We start from the raw sequence: 17,861 nt of genomic DNA on the forward strand, positions 1-17,861 counted from the left end.
ACTTCCAAAAAATGGCTAGTACAATCATAATGAAAGTGGCGAACCATAATAAAAAGGCGATACCTCCTATTTTTATGACTGTTTCGTTAATTATACTAATTCCCATAGATCCCCCTCTTAACTACTTGGTTTTATTGATTGATCCGATTAATTTGTTTTAGAATAACTTTTCTTAAATTCTTTTGAATCAGTTTTTCCTTTTTCGAAATTATCCTCAATCGTTTTTTTCTGTTTTTGCATTCCTTTTTTTACTAAACTTCTGTATCTATGACGTTTCTTAAAAGCAAATAATTCATTGAAAATATCAATTATTGCATAGATTAAAGGAATGATCATTCGCAAAACATAACCTAATGTAGCAATCGTTATAAGGATAAATATGATTTTTGTACTGATAGAATGATCGTTCAAATCGCTGAACATCGTTTTTATCCAACCAAAATCCACGTTGTTCGTTCCTCTCTCCATTTTTTAGGTTGCAACGGTGAATATGTAGACATATATTTATTTTATAGTCTGGAAAACGGATTAATGAAACGATAATTTCAAATGCTAGAATAATTTGTTCTATAAAAAAGTCGGGATAAGTAATATATCCCGACTTTTAAAAGCATATTCTTTGCAATCATTTTTTATAATACAGTATTCAAAACATTTCGTAATTCACTAACGGATTTATGGAACTGTGCTCTTTCATCTTTTGTGATAGATAACTCGATTACTTCACGTACTCCATTCTCATCGACGATTGAAGGAACACCTGTAAAGATATCTTCTTCCCCATATTGACCAGTCAAATAAGCTGAAACTGGCAATACAGCTTGTTCATTGTTCAAAACAGCTTTGACGATACGTGCTGTACTCATTCCGATCCCATAGTAAGTAGCTTTCTTACGATCAATGATTTCATATGCAGCATTCTTTACTTTATCTGCAATGATCGTTAAATCAGCTTCTTCGAGGCGGTGATCTTTTTCAACAAATTCCATGATTGGTTTTCCGCCGACTGTTGTGTGTGACCATGCAGCTACCTCTGAATCTCCATGTTCACCTAAGATATACCCATGGACACTTCGTGGATCGATTTTTAATTTCAATGCGATTTCTTTTCTGAAACGAGTAGTATCTAGCGTAGTTCCAGTACCAATAACACGTGAAGTTGGTAATCCTGATTCTTTCCAAGCGATATAGGTCAAAATATCCACTGGGTTTGATGCCACAACTAATACCCCGTCAAATCCTGATCCCATGATTTGTTTGACAATGTCACGCATGATGACTAAATTTGTTTTAACAAGATCTAAACGAGTTTGTCCTGGTTTTTGGTTTACTCCTGCAGTGATAACGACTAGATCTGCATCTGAACATTCGCTGTAATCTCCTGACCAAACAGCGACATTTTCTTCTCCCCAAGCCATACCATCTAAAAGGTCCAATGCTTCCCCTTCTGCTTTTTCTTGGTTCACGTCGATTAGAACGAGTTCATTAGAAATTCCTTGGTTGATCATTGCATAAGCAATACTTGTCCCAACAAAACCAGTACCAACAATGACTACTTTTCTACTTGTTTTTTTCATGATATATAACACGCTCCCTTTCATCTCTTATGTTATTTTCATGAAAATTATAATGCCGACTATGTCATTTATCAATATAATGAAAGTTATATTTACTATAATTTTTATTTATAGAAAAACTCAACTAGATTGTCTGGGTGCGTTCCCAACTTCTTCTTTTCCCACTATGTATCGCCTGTTCTTTACCAATAGTAGCATGTAGGTCTTCCATCGATGCTATTCTTTGAAGCATTCCCTGCCTATTCTTCTTTGCATGGGTAATTCTAGCATGTAGAGAAGAGTTTGGGGTTATAGTAAGATAGCTTGTATCGGTGGACATAGATCTAAGAGTTTCTTTACTGGAGTTACTTATCGAGCTATTGAAACTGCTCATTTCTTTTTGTTCTTTTAGTTTTTGATAAGTCTTCGTACGAAAGAATTTGTGGATCGGGTATACGAACTTTTTTCATTGTTCTCTCCTCCTGTTGAATCGGTTATTTTATTAGGGCTTTTGCTTATTTTTTGCATTTTCGAGTAGTGTTTGTTCTTGTTGTCTATAAGCTTCTGCTAGTTGTTTTTTAAACTTTCGTTGATGTTTTCGGTGACGTTGCCCTTTCAAATACTTCATAAAGGCACGAAGGATCACAATAAATAAGTACATAGCAAAAAAGGCTGAAAAACCATACCGCAGAATATAGAGGAAAAAGTAAGTATAGGATTCTGCTAAATGATTCATGTGTGGTAATCCATCTTGATAAAATAAGAATGCCAGAAGTAGATCCATTTATTTTCTCCTATAAGTAATAAAAAAGAGGCTGTATCGCTATACTACCTCCCCTAGTTTAGTTACGTTTATCTGTATTTTTTGTATTGGCCTTGTTTTGTCGTCATTTTTCCTGATGATTTTTTATTTGCTGGTCCACTTGCTGTCATTTTTTTACTAAGTAACAGTGTGACAATAATGATTACTGCGAGTCCGCCTAAAATAAACACTAAATGATCGGATAAATAGTCAGAGAATCGTTTGAATAGATCAGTCTGTGCTACGACACCTGATTTGATTGTTTGTTGCCAAAAGGTTTCCATATAATGCCTCCTAGTTTGAGTTGAGAATAGTAATTTGGTTTCACATCATAAAGCATAATATAAAAAGAAACCAAGCGACTAACACTTTTTTCTAAGTCAGGAAAAAGTGTTTTTTTAATTTTGGTCATCATTTTTGAGGTCAAAAAACAATAGGATTTGTTAGTTCTAAGCAATATGGCACCGAATTGTATCCCTGACAGTAAAAAAGCCACAGACCCATTTTTTTGCTTCGGGGTCTGCGACTTCTATTGCTTTGATTTAAACGCTCTTTAAAGAAAGTATCACAAAATTAGTCTTTATGTTCTTTTTTTGAAGTCAATTCTTCAAATTTTTCTTTGACTTCATCTGTCAGTTTCTCTACTTCTTTTTCGAAACGATTAGGCTTTGTTGGTTCATCTTCTTCTACAGCATTTGATCCAGATAATGCTACTTCTTTTTCTTCGCCGGAGTTTGTACCAGATAATGCTTCTTGTTTTTCTTCTGTTTCGCCAGAATTTGTTCCAGCCAATGCTACTTCATCATCTGATTTAGGCGCCATTGAACCTCTCAGACGTTTTCCCTTTTCCCCATTGTAATTTGTCATAGTTCTACCTCCTAGTCTTTCTTTTCTTTATAGTACATAAGAATAAAATAACTGTCAAAATATGTGAATAGAAAAGGGGTTCTTTTCTTGCTTTTTTTAAAATCAGCAATCAGGATGTTTCTTTTTTTCTATAAAAAACAATCCAAAAAATCTGCGTAGCATTTGTAACATCTTAACTGATTTTATTATTTTTGTGACAGGCAGAGAAAAGCTGTGTACATATCTCTATTTCTGCCTACAAACATTTTCATAGGATGTATAAGCAATTCTCATTCAACTTCTCATTCTGTTTTTCCTTAACTATTGATATGGCGGTCAGGTAACCAACTTCAGCAAAAAGTTAAGAAGGAGTATCTTATCTATTCAAAGCTTTCCGGAACCACCTGCATGACAAATGATTTTCAAAATATACAAATGAGTGCGGGACAAATCTAAAAATTAGTTTTGCTACAGGCTCTCGAATAAACGGCGGGAGCAGAAGCAACTCCTTCTTAAATAAGCCGAAATTCACAAAAATTTGAAAAGCAATTTTCGTTCATTTCTTCTTATTTCTCGGAGTTAAACACTTCTGTCCCAGCCTCTCTCAAATAAACGGCATCCAAAAGTCAGGTTTTTCGGAAATTTCAAAAAAAACGAGCGTGGGACAAAAGTAAGAAAAACTTTTGTCTCGACCTCATTTTCTGTGTTTGATTGTGAGTATTAGAAATGTTCCTTTTTATTCGCTGATTACGAAACAAAATGTGGCATCAGTGAGTGCTTTTTTCATTTTCCTGGATTTCTTTGATTCCTTCTTCCAAGATGTTCATTTGAAGCAAGGTTTCTTCGTCTTTTATGATTTTTTCTGCACCATTGATCAATGTTTCATAGATGCCTTCGTATACACGGCTGTAGTCACCAATCTCTGAAATGACTTTTTCTTCATGATAGGTTCCTTCGCCATCTATATAAGTCAAAGTGCCGTAGTGTTGAGGTAAATCGATCCCAAAGTCTTGATTGTCAGGCATATAGAACATTTTTAAATGTTCTTCCTGACGATCCTTCGTTTGTTTGACGAACATGCCTTTTTTTCCATAGACGACAAAACTAGGGCGCTCCTTGATTCGGAAATAACTGGATTTGACTGAAATTTTCATCGTACCATAATAAAAATCAAGGTCGAAATAATCATTCATACGTCCTTTACCCAATAATTGACGAACATCATAGTGGATCGTATCTGGTTCACCGAAATAAGAAATGACTTGATCTACTGTATGACACGCATGACCATAAAGATAACTATTCGCTGTTGAAAATTCAGTAGTATTTTCTGGGATTTCTGGTCTGAAATAATCATAATGCATTTCGATTTCTAAGATGTCACCAAGTTTTCCGCTTTCGATCACTTTTTGAACCGTGAGAAAATCGGAATCGAAGCGGCGATTTTGATAGCACTGGATGAATAGCCCTTTCTCCTTCGCTAACGCAAACAATTCTTTTGCTTCTTTTGACGTCTCTGCAAATGGTTTTTCGACTAATACGTTTTTGCCTTTTTCAAGAGCCATTTTTCCGTACTCATAGTGGAATTGACTAGGCGTAGTAATAACGACCAATTGAATCTCGGGATCATCCCAAAGATCAGATAGCTGATTTGTATATTCAATATCGTCAAATGTTTCCCAAACTGGTTTTGATGGGGAAAAGATTTTTTTGATCTTGATCTTATCGGTTAGTTTTCGTGAAAATGGCAGATGGTAACGATTGGTACTTTTTCCATTACCTAAATATGCGATTGTTAGCATAATTATCCCTCCTTAGTAGATACTGTCAGTATACAAGGAAATCGCAAGCGTTGGTTGTTTTCAGGACAAACAGGTAAAAATGTTCAGCAACTCATGAAAATCTCTTTGTACAGTGACAAATATGTTTAGTCATACATTTTTGATTTAGATAGTCAAACACGTGGATTTTCAGTATGATAGAGTTGGAAGGTGATTGAAATGTTAATTGAAGATAAATTGATTCGCCAAGATACATTTACAACAACGGAGAAACGGATTGCTGATTATTTACAAGCAAATTTTGAAGCTGCCGTCTATATGACTATCGAGGAACTAGCTAAAGCGACCTATACTTCTCATTCAGCTATCATTCGGCTATGTAAGAAATTAGGATTTACCGGTTTTAAAGAATTTCGCTTGGAATTAGGGCGTGAGGTCCATCAATTACTAGCGCAATTTGATCAAACGATCGATGCGAATTTCCCTTTCTCTGAGCAAGATGACGGAGCAACGATAGCGAAAAAAATGGCTGAATTATCGATTCAGGCTGTGAAGAAAGCACAGCTACAAATTGAAAATCAGCCATTAGATACAATTGCGGAAAAATTGACACAGGCGAAGCGGATTTTTGTCTTTGCCAAAGGAGATTCCCAGATCACTGCAAGGAAATTCCAAAATAAATTGGTCAAACTAAATAAGTTTTTGATCTTGGCTGAAGAATATAGTGATTCGTCTTGGAATGCTGCGAATCTAACTAAAGAAGATTGTGCTGTTTTTATTAGTTATAGTGGAAGAATCCACCACTATGAGAAAATCATGTCCTACTTGAAACATGTAGGGACACCCACCCTTCTTTTGACAGGAAACGAGCATTCTGAAATGGCAAAAAAGGCGAGCATGTGTCTCGTGATCTCTCAAGGCGAGTTAGATTTTGTGAAAGTCGCTACTTTTTCTTCCCAGATTGCTTTTGATTATGTTTTAAATACGCTATATTCGATCATGTATGCCCAAAATTATACGGCGAATGTTTTAAACTTGAAAGAAAAGCAACAATTGATCCAAAATGGGTTATTGAAGGAGTACCGTCAATAAAAAACTAGCTCCCGCTTGTCTTAGAAGTGATAAAAACCACTTGCCAATCAGCAGGAGCTAGTTTTCGTTTTATTTTTGTTGCTCGTTTCTTTGGATCAACTGCGCAATCAGCGAACCTAAAAAATGATAGCCAAGTTGTGATGGATGTAATCCGTCTGATTGTAAATAGATCGTTGGATCAGTGAAAGAACGTTCATACTGATAGAAGTCGATAAACTCGCTAGCGGTTTGCTCCGCTACTTTTTTAGCTAGTTGGGTGTATTCCACTAGGATGACTGGATCTGTCTGAGTTTTAATCTTTTCATCTACATAACTTGGTCCTACTAAGATGATCCGACTGTCTTTAAAATGATCTATGATGTCCAACAGATTTTCTTGAAATGCTTTTTTGTTTTTACGATCGTTGATTGCATCATTGATGCCGATGTTCAAAACGACATAATCAGCGGTTAATTCTTGGTCAATCTGTGTCAATCGTTCCAAAGCACTAGTCGTAGAATCACCTCTTTTTCCTAGATTGGTTATAGTAAAATCTGGTAACCCTAACGCACGCAGCGTGTTCAAAAGCTGCTGATCTAAGGCGTGTATGACTTCTCCTTCAAAAAGTCCTGCAGCGATGCTATCGCCAAATATAATGATTTTTTTCATTTGTGTCATCCCTTTTCTTTTATACACTTCAATCTTAGCACCCTACATAAAAAAGGAAAACTCTAAAGGGTAAAGTATAAAAAGATTTTATCCTTCGATCAAATTATCTGATCGATAGCTGTTAAGCACGATAGCAGACTCGGAATGTTTCACAATAGAGGATTTCTTTTTCCGTAAAGGTCAGACCATAGGTATGGAACACCTCTTGAAAATAGTTCAGATGGACATAGCGCCATTGCGCAAGACTACGATCGTCTTCACCTTCAAGGTAGGCAAAATCGGCTGGAACATCACAAAAAGCGATCTCGTCTACAGTTATTGTTTGGATGACTGCCTTGGGTTGGCTCTTGCCATCGAGGATGATACTGTATTCTTTTTCCTTGGGAAGTGGTTCATCGTCGTAGTCAAATAACTTTTTGGCAGAACAGGTTCCAGTCTTTTTCCCCTCCAACACTAAGGCAAGTAAACTATCTGCCATCGACGGGTTGCTCCCGAAAGCCCATACCTCATATGTGCTGTCTTTAGCTTCAGGATGCATCGTTACAAATTTTTCCCATAATTCGAGCACTTCCATGTTAGTCTCCCATCTATTCCATGGTTTTATTCATAGAATCATTTGATGTAATAGATATAAGGTGCTTTTTTGGTTCTTTGAATGACTATTTTATTATTTTGTCGTTTCAATCGGAACTGTTTATCTTTAGGATGTCTGATGGATGCGCGAATTTCTCCACCGTTATCAAAAAGGATAGCATATTTTCCGCCTGATAGCATTTCATTCACTTGTCCTTCTTCATTTGGTGTCACGTTGATTTTCGAAGGCTTCTTTTTGTTCAAGCTTTGTATCGTAATTGACTGGATTGTTTCGTTTTGTAGTTGGAAAGACAAAGGATATTTAGTGTGACGAATCACTTGGTTCCCCCAGATACGATAGCCGAGATAAGTGATTAGTCCAACAATAAGTAAAAGTGTTCCGATCAATAGTAATAAAAAGTGCTGTTGCTGGTTTTGTACTTTTTTGGTTGCTTTTTCTGCTTGTTCTGGAGAATAAGGGATCCGGTGTCCGCGAACCAATAGTCGATGGCTATTGATCATGTAAGGCGTACAAGTCAAGAGTGTAACAAGATCCTTGTCCGGTTCGATTCTCAAATCGTCTGTATCTGTTGGTTCGACGGTCTTGATCTGATCGACTTGATATGCGTGGATACTTTTGTTGATTTCAATCAAGAAGGTATCCCCAAGTACTAATTTCGGTAAGTCAGTGAATAATTTTGCTTGGGGTAATCCTCTATGACTTGAAAGAACTGCGTGGGTGCTTTTCCCGCCTGTTGGATAGGAGGTACCTTCAAGCAATGATGCACCTTTTTCCAGAAGCACTGCACTAGTCTGATCGAAAATAGGTAACCGGACATTGATTTTAGGGATCGTCAAGATTCCCAACGTATGTTTTTGCAAGTAGGTATCATCTGCTTTTTCTGGTTGCTCTTTTGTCTTTTCAAAAGGATCTGCTCCCGGGTTATTGCCTTCTTTTGCTAATTGTCGGTTTTTTTCTTCCATTTTCTTTTGGATTTGTGTCATCTTTTCTTTGTTTTCTGAGGCTGCTTGTTTCTGATAATGACTGATTACTTGTTGATCCAAATAATTATTCAACGCATCACTGACAAAAGGATAGGCTAATGCAAGAATACCTCCGAGTAACACTAGAAGCATGAGACAATCCCAGAATCTTCTCTTTTTCTTATTCATACTTCTCTCCTTTCGTTTATAAAAATCTGTAGCATGAAAAATCTCTTTTCTTTTATCTAAAAAATCTGAATAAATAACGGTAATAGAAGTATTCATTTCGTAAATAAGCCAGAAATCTCAAAAATTTGAAAAAACAAATTTCTTGATTTCTGGCTTATTTAGTGGAGTCTGGGACAAATCTAAAAATCAGTTTTGCTACAGACACTAATTCCGAATAAACGGTGTCCAAAAGTCAGGTTTTTCGAAATTTCCGAAAAACCTGACTTTTGTCTTGACTTCCTTTCAAGAATTCGATTAATAACTTTTTCTTCTTGTGAAGTAGATACCTGCAATTACAAGAAGTACCGCACCGATACCGATATAAAGGTAGATCCCTTTGCCACCAGTTGAAGGAAGTGTTTCTTTGTGTTTGTTAGGCACTTTTTCTGGTGAAACCAGTTCTCCAGTTGTTTGGTAAGATGAGTCGTTTACATCAAATGAGATGCGGTTCGTCAACGGTACATAATTTTCAGGTGCTTTTATTTCTTCAAGATAATACGTTCCGTATTTCAAACCAGTAACATCGATCAAACCATCTTTTTTCGTAGTGAAAACTGTTGCTTGATCTTTTGCCGTTGTCCAGCTGACTGCTTTTGTTTGAGGGTCGATCACTAAATAGTTTGCACTATCTGAATCTTGATCTCTGACAACGAATTCTGCATCAGCTAAAGGTTCATCAGCAGAAACATCTCCATCGATCTTAACAAACCGTTTTCCACCAGTTACGACATCCACTGTTGGTGGTGTTTTGTCTTCAGTGTGTCCATTGTCTACATTTGCTTCATTGGTAAATCCTTTTGTTGGATCAGCTTGTTCATTCAAATGCATGAAATAAGTGAATTTCAATGTAGCTCCTGGTGTCAAAGAAGGAATATAAGCTGGGTCCACTGCGACTGTAAAGCCGTTTCCTTGTTCTGTTACAGTATAGTGTGATTGATCGATGATCGTGTTGCCATCATATAAGACGTATCCAGTTTTACCAGTTGGTGTGTTACTGAAGGTCAAAGCAGCATCATGGGTATCGACTAAATTGAATTTAGTATATTTATTTGCTGTTCCTTCTTTATCGGCAATCCCTTGTGGAATATTGACAGAGATCTCATATTGGATATCTTCTCCGATAGCAACATCCTTTCCATCTAGTTGAGGCGTTGTTTTTTCGACGTGTGACGTATCATTTTTTATGGTTTTTTCAACAGGTGTTTGACTTTCTTCGATAATCTCAAATGGCGTTTTTGTTTGATTGTCGATCAACGCTGCGTTATCAGGTGCTTTGACTTCTTCCAAAATGTAAGAACCTACTTCTAGGCTATCTACTGTCAACTTCCCTTTATCTGTTGCTACTTCAGTGAAGTCTGTACTACCGATGTCATAGGCGTTTCCAGTCACAAAATGTTTTGCGGCATTCTTATCTGTAGTCCAAGTATAAAGGCCATCTTTTACGCCTTCGATATATTTCACTACGGCCCCTTCTGTTTTAGAAATAATGAATTCTGCGCCGTTCAATGCTTCATTTTCAGCTGTCCCGATTTTTTTGACAACTAACGTACCGTCACTAGTTACTGTATTTTTAGGATAGACATGCACTGTGTTCAATTCTTCTGTCCCGTATTTATAAGAACCGTCTGATTGTTTGATCATTTCATAAACTGGGAAAGCAATCACCATGTTTGTTGCTCGGATGACCCCAGCTTTTGGCTGTTCTTTGATGACGTATACTGCATCTTTTCCGTTTTGTGTTTTTGGTAAAGATAAAGTAAGATTTCCTGCTGCATCAGTTACACCTGTCGCAATTGGATTACCAGGCGTCAATGACTGCACCGCTTGTTTCGCGTCATCTACTGATTCTCCATTGTTGCGGTGATTGTAAAACTCTGTTGTGACATCATAAACTGAAAATGTCACATCACCCAATCCTTGATAATGATCAAACTCGCTCATTTCTTTCCCTGTGTTTTGGATCAGCGGGTCTGGTAGATCGGTCATTTTTTTCTTATGGATGATGACTTGTGCTGACGTGTCAGCTGCATAAACATCTGCTCCGCTAAACCAACTTGCTAGGATCGGAACGATCAACAATAATGCACTTATTACAATTCTCTTTTTCATTTTTTCACTCCTATTTTTCTTTTGATAAGCATACTTACAACGAATAAAATCATACCAAGCCCTACGACAAACCATAGTGTTCTTCGTTGTTCATTTGTTTTAGGCAAGAATCCTTTTCCCTTTTCTTTTTTATTTATAACTTTTAAAGGGGCTGTTTCTTTTCCAGATTGCTGATAGCTGTATTTGGTTACCTCGAAAGGAATCGGTGATTTATTTAAGATATACCCAACTGGTGATTGGACCTCTTCTAACTGATAGTTTCCATAAGCAAATCCAATGATCGAAAATTTCCCGTCTTTATCAGAAGCGACTGTAGTAGCTTCCTCACGTTTCGTTGTCCATGTAGTATGTCCACTTTTGCGAGATAGATAGTTTCCCTCACTATTTTTTACGATAAAAGTGGCACCAGCTAAACCTATTTGATTTTCGTTGGCTACTTTGATGAAATGTTTACCGCCTGTGTAGACAACAGCTTTGTCAATGTATGAAGAAGAACCAACGTCTAATTTTCCTTCATTATTGATTGCTTCATCTGGAATTGCTTTATCGTTCAAACACATCTGGTACGTGAGTTTGAGTGCTTTTCCAACGTATTTCTGTAAGAATGTAAGATCAAAATCGACCGTAAATCCATTTGATTCTGTGTGTAAGCGATAGCCTTCTGTCATTTTCTGGCCGTTGATAGAAAGACGGATTGTTTCAGGTAGAAGTGTCAACGCGGCATCTCCTTGATCGCTGATTTTGAATCTGCTGTAATCGAGAAGATTCACAGGTATAGTCGTATTCAATGAATAATTGATCTTGTCACCTATCGCAAAATCACGTTTGCCTTCTTCAATCTTTTTTTCAAAAGGTGGTGCTGGATAGGTATTTTCTTCATTTTTAGGATATAAATGAATGGTTGCCAATTCTTGGTTGTCTGCATCATTGATCGGTAGAGCAACAACAAGGTTGGCTGCTTTTTCTTTGACTATTTCTGGTGCTTTCACTTCTTCAAAGAGATAGACACTATCACGCCCTTGGTTGTCTTTGATTGGCAGTTGGAAATTAGCAATACCATCTTCATTTCCCACTGTCTGGGTCACTTGTTCTGCTATTTGGTTACCTGTGCTAGCACCTTGAGCAGCAATTTTTTGTTGCGCGTCTTCCACGCTCATTCCGTCTCTTCTCAGTTGATAGAACGCATCAGTCACGTCATAAGCGGCGAAGGTCACATCATTCAATCCTCGATAGTTCTGTAAAAAAGTTTGCTCCTGTCCGGTGTTTAGTTGAGTCTCTGGTAATTTTCCATTTTCAAAAAGTAATTTATGCAGAGTGAATTGAACAGTGCGTGTTTCACTCTGTGCCTGGTTCTCCTTTGGGAAACTAAAGAGACAGAATGGAATCAAACAAAGAACGAGCCATTTTAGTTTTTTCATTTCATCACGCCCTTTCCGTGATTTCTCATGAAGAGATAAACACCCGAAAGACCTAAAGCAATAAGTCCTATTAGATAGATGCCAAGGCGGCCGGAGCCACCAGTTTCAGGTAGCGGTACTTTTGCTTGGTTCGTGACATCTAAGCTGATTTGATTATGTTGCTCTCCATCAACTAAGACATTCTTCACTGCAGTGCCATCGATCATGACTGTACCATCTTCTTGGATCACGACTTTCACACTCTGTTTCAGTCCTTGATAGCCTTCTGGCGTGTATGTTTCTGTCAAGATATACGTACCTGGCTGTAGATTTTCGAATAGGAAGGTGTCTGTTGGTTGTCCATCTTTTGGCAATTCGATATCCACACCTTTTCCTTGTAAACGAAATTTTGCTCCAGGTAATGCTTTTCCATTGTCTTCTTTTTTGTGAACGGTCAAGTCAAAGGGTTTTAAGTGATTTTCATGTGTTAATGTCCACTGATCTGCTGTTTCAACATTGTTTCCGTCATAGTGGATCTCCCCATATTTATCGATCGTAAACATATAGTTACCAGGAATCGTATCATAGCCTTCTGGTCCTTTGGTTTCTACGATTCGATATTCTCCAGGATCACTAGCGCTGAATAAGGCCAACCCGGCAGCATCTGTCTCTTTTGTGGCTATTGTCTGGTAGTTTCCTGTGCTTGTTTTTTTCTGTAAATCAAAAGTTGCCTTTGCTAGATTGACTTGTTTTCCTTCTTGGATCGTATACTTGCGAATGCCTATCGGGATCTTTTTGAACTGGTTCGTGACCGTAAGTGTAATCGTATTGTCTTTGATCGACGTGTCTTTATTATCAATGGTCACCTTTCCTTCATCGGATACATTGATCGTCCAAGTCTGTTTCTGAGACAACTCATGACCTTGTGGGGCTTTTAGTTCGGTCAAAGTATAGGTTTCCCCTTTGTCTAACCGTGCGTTGTCTGGTAAAGAATAAGTGCCGTCATGGTTATCTTTCAGTGTTACATCAAGTGTCCCACCCTTCAATTGAAAAACAGCCCCTTCTAGAGGTTGTTCACCTGAAGATGATTGTTTGATTACTTTCAAGTTCAATGGTGTAAACTGTTTGATGTTTTTCCAAGTCGTGTTGTTCAGCATATCTGAGGTATAACCAGGCACATCAAGTTCCGCGATAGCTTGGTAAGTAAAATCTTTCCCTTGATTGTTGTACTTTGGTAAGAACAGGTTTTCTTGATAGCCAGCTCCGCTTGTTTCAGAAAGTTGGGTGACATCATTTCGTGTCCATGTATCCCCTGTGTCACTAGCTGGTTTATTCAATTGGACAAAGCCTGTTTGCCAACTGTTGGGATCAATCGTTTGGGTTCGTTTCACTTCATACGTTACATGATCTGGTCGACTACTTTTATCATGGTCGAATTCTTCCCATTGTTTCGTAAAGTTTAGTTTGACGCCAGGTGCTTTCGCTGAAGGAATACCAAATTCTGCTATCTCGCTTGAATCAGATAATGGTTGGAACGTTGTGGTGCCATTGATCTGATACCAATAATCCGGCTTGAAGTTTTTACTTTCTGTTTGGATACGTACTTGATAATGGATTTGGATCTCTTGGTCTTTACCTAAATAGATTTGATTGCTTTTGATAGTCGTGCCATCCATTTGGATCGATGGTGTCACTGTCAGTTGTTTACTTCCTACACTTTTTACGCTTAACGTATTGGGTTGATACACAAATGGTTGAGCAATTGGATCTGTCACTGCCCCATTAACGACTGTACCGGATATTTGGACCGCTTTTTTAGCTAAATAATCAGAAATATCTGATGCATGATCTGCAGATTCATAATAAAGTGTGCCATTTTGGTCACTTGAGACCATTTGTCTCATTTTGGCTTCTACTTGTGCTTTGGAAAGGTTCGCTTGAGTGTCACTTTGCAACTGAATACCTAAGCCGTGGATCTCAATTCCGCGTTGTTTCAGTGCCATTGCTTCACCGATCGTGGCGATGAATGTACTATTGATCGTTTTTCGATTGCCGTTTTGGTCATCGACATTATAGGTTTTAGAAATTCTAGAGGTGCTTCCAGAACCTTCCTCATTTTTTGAAAATTCTGTGCCATAATAGCTGCCATCTGATTCTGTAAATACTTTTTGGTTTTTATATGAATAAGTTGGCACACCATCAGTCAGCAAAACAATGACCTTTTTATGACCGTTCGGAGTAGATAGCATGGTTCCCGCATCTCGCAATGCTTTTTGTGTGAATGTCCCTCCACTAGTACTGGAAGGTGTCACAGATTTCACTTGATCTTTGACTGAATCAAATGGCCCCATTGGAACAGAACCGTTATTGTACCCGTCGCTTGAATAGCCGATATAGCCCATGCTGATTTTATCTGTGATGCCGCTATTGCTTAATGTGTCTACGAAACGATTGACGCCATCACGGACTTCACCGATCCGATTGTTGTTATTCATACTGCCTGACCAGTCAACAACTAAGGCGATATCTAAAGGTGTTGTTTCTTTTTGGACATTCCCTCGGACGTTCAAGTAAACATCAAAGAGCCCTGGAGTAGTTGTTTCTTCCGCAAATTTACGAACAGCATAATCAGCTTCGTTACCTGTTCCGCCATATTCAATGTATGAATTGGTTTTATTTGTTGGGTCGCCATCCCATGTTTTTACACCATCCCATTGGTCACTGGCATTTCTATTTCCTTGATGATTCAAAACATCAGTGTTGCCCGCTGGCTGCCAACTAGTTGTTGGATAAGTTCCTTGAGCGTCTGTTGTATAATCTGCGTGGATAGTTTGATTTACTCTTAAGGGTGCGCCATTTGCGGCTAGAGTTGGCAAACTGAAAGGTTTGACAGCTGGAGAGTGATTCGTTTTCTGTGAATCTGTTGCGGTCGTTTCCGTTGTGGCAGATTCTGTAGAAGAACTAGGTGCAGAATTAGCATCACTAGTTGTTATCTTCGTTGCCTCTTCTCCTTGTGTTAACGGTGTAATTGGTATTTTTTTGTCATCTACCAAGAGTTCATTTGCTTTGTTTGTATATGATTTTAGTCGATTTTTAAGGATAAACGAATAGACTGACGAATATGTGGCTCGATTTGTAGCGTGATTCCTTGACTGTCTACATGGTACGAATAGCCCTCTTCTTTCGTAGGATCTGTGAGAGATAAATAATTCGTTCCTAGACCAATTATTTTTTCTTGTTTTTCCGCCGTCTGATTATTTACATTTACTTCCAAATCCAAATAATGGCTGTTTTCATTCTCAGTTGTGATTTTAGCTGATGCTATATCAAAGACAGTTGATACTTCAGCCATCGCAGCAACAGGAATAAAATAAGAGAAAACTAATGAAAATAGCACACAAATTATCCCTAACCTCTTTTTTAAAGTAATCATTCTTCCCCTCCTAATTTAATTTTTCATCTACTCCAATGTAAAAACGATGAGATTAAAATAAATAATTGCTCTTATTTTTTTATTTATTATAATCTGATAGTTATTATACGAATGGTTCAAAAGATAATCACACCAATTTTCAGACTGGGTAGTTTCATTTGTGGAATTGATTCCTCTATTCGATGGGAGTTTGATTATATAAAAGGGTTGAGGGAGAAAACTTATGATCAGGTTGTTGGAAGAAAACTATAGAAAAATGGAGCAAATCATCCGAGTGTTGTCCATTTCTGACCAGTGGATGACAAAAAAAGAACTTGCAAAAGAAATTGGAAGCTCTGAGTCAACATTTATTCGTTATATCGAAGAGATCAAAATTCGTTGGGGAACGAAAGTGACGATCGAAACATCAAGGAAATTAGGCTATCGGATCGAACATTTAAATGCAGCAATTTACCTAGATGTTTTGATGGATATGGCACAAAGCTCAACGAACAGCCAGTTGCTACATGAGATCATCATGAATCCTGGCCAAACGATCGAATACTATTGCGAGACCCTCTCAATCAGTCGCTCTTCGTTTACGCGCAAGCTAAAACGCTGTAATGAGATCTTAGAGTCTTATTTATTGAAAATCATTGTTGATCAAGGTTTTCAATTAACCAGTCAAAAAAGCGAGATCCAATTGAGAATATTTGTTACCTTTTTCTTTTTGAATTTTTATGGACGTCATGAACTTCCCTATACGATCGATAAAGCGGTGGTCAAAGACATCATGGAAAGAAATCACTGCCAAATAAGCTTATGTGGTCAAGGGAGTACGTATGAACAGTCTTTTTATATTATGTATTTCATGGTGCATCTAATGCGGGAAACACAAGGATTTTACTTGGATCATATGCCATCTAAGGATTTGGGAAACATGCATGAATTGAAGAATAAGGACTATCTACTTTTAAAAAAAGAATTAACTAATCTGAATTATGATAGTTATGAAAAAGTTATAGATTATTTTACTCGTTCTATTTTTCAACAGTTCTCTTTTTCAGAGCAAAAAGATATCAGAGATAAAATACAGAGAAATTTACAAATTTGTGTATTTTCAAAAACGGCTGAGTGGGATTCAGACAATCTGGATTTCATCGTTCACTTATTGACTAACATTTATTTTTTTCTCGACTGTTTCCTTTTGACACGACACATCTGACGTATCGTGCCACTTTTTTTGCGGAACAAATACGAGTTAGACACACGCCACTTTATGCACGCTTACGAGCAGAATTACAGTTTTTTTCTACCTTGTTGGATACCGATTTCTTGAATTATTTATCGAGTTATGTTTTTTGGATGTTAGTCATTAATCCAGATGCGAATCAGTCATTAGTCACGAAGCGGATATTGGTCGTTAGTGACCTAGGCATCCAACATAGTCGTTATGTTGAGTCTTACGTCAGCGATGTCTTGGCTGTACATCGCGTGCGCTCGATCACAGATGCGATCACAGATGAACAATTAAAGTCATTTGATCTGACAAACTATGATCTAGTCGTGTCGAACCAGCCCATTACCAATACGCAAGTACCAAGTTTATTGATTGATGATAGTATTTCATTCAGTGATGAAGATGATTTGATCAATCTATTTGGATTATGACATTCTTTCATATTTTTCAATCTTCAGATTATTTCCTAACGTAGAACACTAGTAGCAATAAACAAATTATTTTTCACAAAAAAGGCGGAAGATTTTGAGAACAACGCAAACTGTTTTCAGAATCTTCCGTCTTACTTTTATTGTATTAAGTTATTTAATTCCTGATTCTAGCCACTTTCTTTTGAAACGGAATTCTTGGATCAATTGGTCTTTGCTCCACCGATTTGCGATAAAATCAGTTAGCGTATCCATTGTTAGGTCCATCGTGAAGTAAAGAAAACTCAAGGCCTCATCTTTGGAGTCAATTGCAAAGTGATTGGCAGCCAATAAGCTGTACCATTCCTTCAACATGGATGAATCATCCGGGATATCCCTTCTTAGGTGGTTATTTAAATCGGTGCTTTCGGTCAATAATTTGATTGTTTGCCAGTAATTGCTCCCAGGCTTCAATGTAGCACACCACCCAAGATAATTTTCGATCCCAAGAAAAAAATCTTGGCTATCTTTCTCGATATACTGTAGGATATCTCGGTGGATCTGTGCGGAAAAATAGGAGATAGTAAAACGATAGGCATCTTCTAGGTCTTCGAAATACTTATAAAATGCCCCTCTAGACATTCCTATTCCTGAAACGATAGCAGAGACTTTGACTTGACTGATATGCTGTTCTGAAAAGTTCTTTAGTAAGACGTTGATGATCGCTTGTCGCTTTTCTTCAGCCAAGTTTAGAAAGGTTTCTTTAGGCATCAGCTAACTCCTTTC

Annotated in this window: 14 protein-coding genes and 3 pseudogenes; 3 read left to right on the forward strand and 14 right to left on the reverse strand. The window is 37.5% G+C overall.

What is annotated here, in order from left to right; translation table 11 throughout:
* Positions 1-147 precede the first annotated feature (147 nt).
* The 7 genes and pseudogenes from ED2_RS03940 to ED2_RS03965 form a co-directional block, all read right to left on the reverse strand.
* Positions 148-447 (reverse strand): hypothetical protein, encoded by a 300-nt coding sequence (locus ED2_RS03940; RefSeq protein ID WP_016176661.1) that lies wholly within the window; start codon positions 445-447, stop codon positions 148-150.
* Between the two features lie 185 nt (positions 448-632).
* Positions 633-1,577, reverse strand: a complete 945-nt coding sequence (locus tag ED2_RS03945; RefSeq protein WP_016176660.1) for an L-lactate dehydrogenase — start codon at positions 1,575-1,577, stop codon at positions 633-635.
* Positions 1,578-2,058: 481 nt separating this feature from the next.
* Positions 2,059-2,340: a hypothetical protein gene (locus ED2_RS03950; RefSeq protein WP_005877738.1), complete on the reverse strand. Its 282-nt coding sequence runs from the start codon at positions 2,338-2,340 to the stop codon at positions 2,059-2,061.
* A gap of 68 nt (positions 2,341-2,408) precedes the next feature.
* Positions 2,409-2,642 carry a hypothetical protein gene (locus ED2_RS03955; RefSeq protein WP_005877736.1) on the reverse strand — a complete coding sequence of 78 codons (234 nt, stop codon included), beginning with the start codon at positions 2,640-2,642 and terminating at the stop codon, positions 2,409-2,411.
* A 289-nt stretch (positions 2,643-2,931) separates the two neighbouring features.
* A complete protein-coding gene (locus tag ED2_RS03960) occupies positions 2,932-3,225 on the reverse strand; it encodes a hypothetical protein (RefSeq protein WP_005877734.1) in 294 nt (97 codons plus the stop codon).
* A gap of 457 nt (positions 3,226-3,682) precedes the next feature.
* A pseudogene (locus ED2_RS16290) lies at positions 3,683-3,802 on the reverse strand (DUF3788 family protein); the annotation flags it as partial.
* Positions 3,803-3,971: 169 nt separating this feature from the next.
* Entirely contained in the window at positions 3,972-5,006 is a 1,035-nt protein-coding gene (locus tag ED2_RS03965) for a Gfo/Idh/MocA family oxidoreductase (protein ID WP_005877732.1), read from the reverse strand.
* Positions 5,007-5,204: 198 nt separating this feature from the next.
* On the opposite strand from ED2_RS03965, the gene ED2_RS03970 reads away from it, so the two are divergent.
* Entirely contained in the window at positions 5,205-6,077 is an 873-nt protein-coding gene (locus tag ED2_RS03970; RefSeq protein ID WP_005877730.1) for a MurR/RpiR family transcriptional regulator, read from the forward strand.
* Between the two features lie 69 nt (positions 6,078-6,146).
* On the opposite strand, the gene ED2_RS03975 is transcribed toward ED2_RS03970, so the two are convergent.
* The 6 genes and pseudogenes from ED2_RS03975 to ED2_RS04000 all read right to left on the reverse strand — a co-directional run bounded on the left by ED2_RS03975 (position 6,147) and on the right by ED2_RS04000 (position 15,449).
* Positions 6,147-6,725, reverse strand: coding sequence for an SGNH/GDSL hydrolase family protein (locus ED2_RS03975; RefSeq protein WP_005877728.1), 579 nt, complete (start codon positions 6,723-6,725; stop codon positions 6,147-6,149).
* Positions 6,726-6,846: 121 nt separating this feature from the next.
* A complete protein-coding gene (locus tag ED2_RS03980) occupies positions 6,847-7,299 on the reverse strand; it encodes an ASCH domain-containing protein (protein ID WP_005877726.1) in 453 nt (150 codons plus the stop codon).
* A 472-nt stretch (positions 7,300-7,771) separates the two neighbouring features.
* Positions 7,772-8,471, reverse strand: a pseudogene (locus tag ED2_RS03985) (class C sortase); the annotation flags it as partial.
* Between the two features lie 294 nt (positions 8,472-8,765).
* Complete coding sequence (locus ED2_RS03990) at positions 8,766-10,619, reverse strand: SpaH/EbpB family LPXTG-anchored major pilin (protein ID WP_016176657.1); 1,854 nt, start codon at positions 10,617-10,619, stop codon at positions 8,766-8,768.
* On the reverse strand, positions 10,616-12,037 hold the full coding sequence (locus tag ED2_RS03995) for a SpaH/EbpB family LPXTG-anchored major pilin (protein ID WP_005877721.1): 1,422 nt from the start codon (positions 12,035-12,037) through the stop codon (positions 10,616-10,618). The genes ED2_RS03990 and ED2_RS03995 overlap by 4 nt, the downstream gene beginning before the upstream one ends.
* Positions 12,034-15,449, reverse strand: a pseudogene (locus tag ED2_RS04000) (SpaA isopeptide-forming pilin-related protein). Before ED2_RS04000 ends, ED2_RS03995 begins: the two are co-directional and overlap by 4 nt.
* Before the next feature lie 223 nt (positions 15,450-15,672).
* Between ED2_RS04000 and ED2_RS04010 the strand changes: the two are divergent.
* Together ED2_RS04010 and ED2_RS16555 are read left to right on the forward strand one after the other, a co-directional pair.
* A complete protein-coding gene (locus ED2_RS04010; RefSeq protein ID WP_232103812.1) occupies positions 15,673-16,653 on the forward strand; it encodes a helix-turn-helix domain-containing protein in 981 nt (326 codons plus the stop codon).
* Positions 16,654-16,763: 110 nt separating this feature from the next.
* Positions 16,764-17,099, forward strand: coding sequence for a PTS sugar transporter subunit IIB (locus tag ED2_RS16555; protein WP_227326326.1), 336 nt, complete (start codon positions 16,764-16,766; stop codon positions 17,097-17,099).
* A 150-nt stretch (positions 17,100-17,249) separates the two neighbouring features.
* Here ED2_RS16555 and ED2_RS04015 read toward each other — a convergent pair whose 3' ends face one another.
* Positions 17,250-17,846 (reverse strand): TetR/AcrR family transcriptional regulator, encoded by a 597-nt coding sequence (locus ED2_RS04015; RefSeq protein ID WP_060789698.1) that lies wholly within the window; start codon positions 17,844-17,846, stop codon positions 17,250-17,252.
* Positions 17,847-17,861 lie beyond the last annotated feature (15 nt).

Origin of the sequence: Enterococcus durans NBRC 100479 = LMG 10746 (assembly GCF_001544215.1) — a bacterium.
Classification (GTDB): Bacteria; Bacillota; Bacilli; order Lactobacillales; family Enterococcaceae; genus Enterococcus_B; species Enterococcus_B durans.

Bases quoted from the DNA above. Each gene is read 5' to 3' on its own strand.
- ED2_RS03950 (WP_005877738.1), bottom strand. From the start codon at position 2,340: ATGGATCTACTTCTGGCATTCTTATTTTATCAAGATGGATTACCACAC.
- ED2_RS03965 (WP_005877732.1), bottom strand. From the start codon at position 5,006: ATGCTAACAATCGCATATTTAGGTAATGGAAAAAGTACCAATCGTTAC.
- ED2_RS03945 (WP_016176660.1), bottom strand. From the start codon at position 1,577: ATGAAAAAAACAAGTAGAAAAGTAGTCATTGTTGGTACTGGTTTTGTT.
- ED2_RS03955 (WP_005877736.1), bottom strand. From the start codon at position 2,642: ATGGAAACCTTTTGGCAACAAACAATCAAATCAGGTGTCGTAGCACAG.
- ED2_RS03975 (WP_005877728.1), bottom strand. From the start codon at position 6,725: ATGAAAAAAATCATTATATTTGGCGATAGCATCGCTGCAGGACTTTTT.
- ED2_RS03960 (WP_005877734.1), bottom strand. From the start codon at position 3,225: ATGACAAATTACAATGGGGAAAAGGGAAAACGTCTGAGAGGTTCAATG.
- ED2_RS03995 (WP_005877721.1), bottom strand. From the start codon at position 12,037: ATGAAAAAACTAAAATGGCTCGTTCTTTGTTTGATTCCATTCTGTCTC.
- ED2_RS03990 (WP_016176657.1), bottom strand. From the start codon at position 10,619: ATGAAAAAGAGAATTGTAATAAGTGCATTATTGTTGATCGTTCCGATC.
- ED2_RS04015 (WP_060789698.1), bottom strand. From the start codon at position 17,846: ATGCCTAAAGAAACCTTTCTAAACTTGGCTGAAGAAAAGCGACAAGCG.
- ED2_RS04010 (WP_232103812.1), top strand. From the start codon at position 15,673: ATGATCAGGTTGTTGGAAGAAAACTATAGAAAAATGGAGCAAATCATC.
- ED2_RS03970 (WP_005877730.1), top strand. From the start codon at position 5,205: ATGTTAATTGAAGATAAATTGATTCGCCAAGATACATTTACAACAACG.
- ED2_RS03980 (WP_005877726.1), bottom strand. From the start codon at position 7,299: ATGGAAGTGCTCGAATTATGGGAAAAATTTGTAACGATGCATCCTGAA.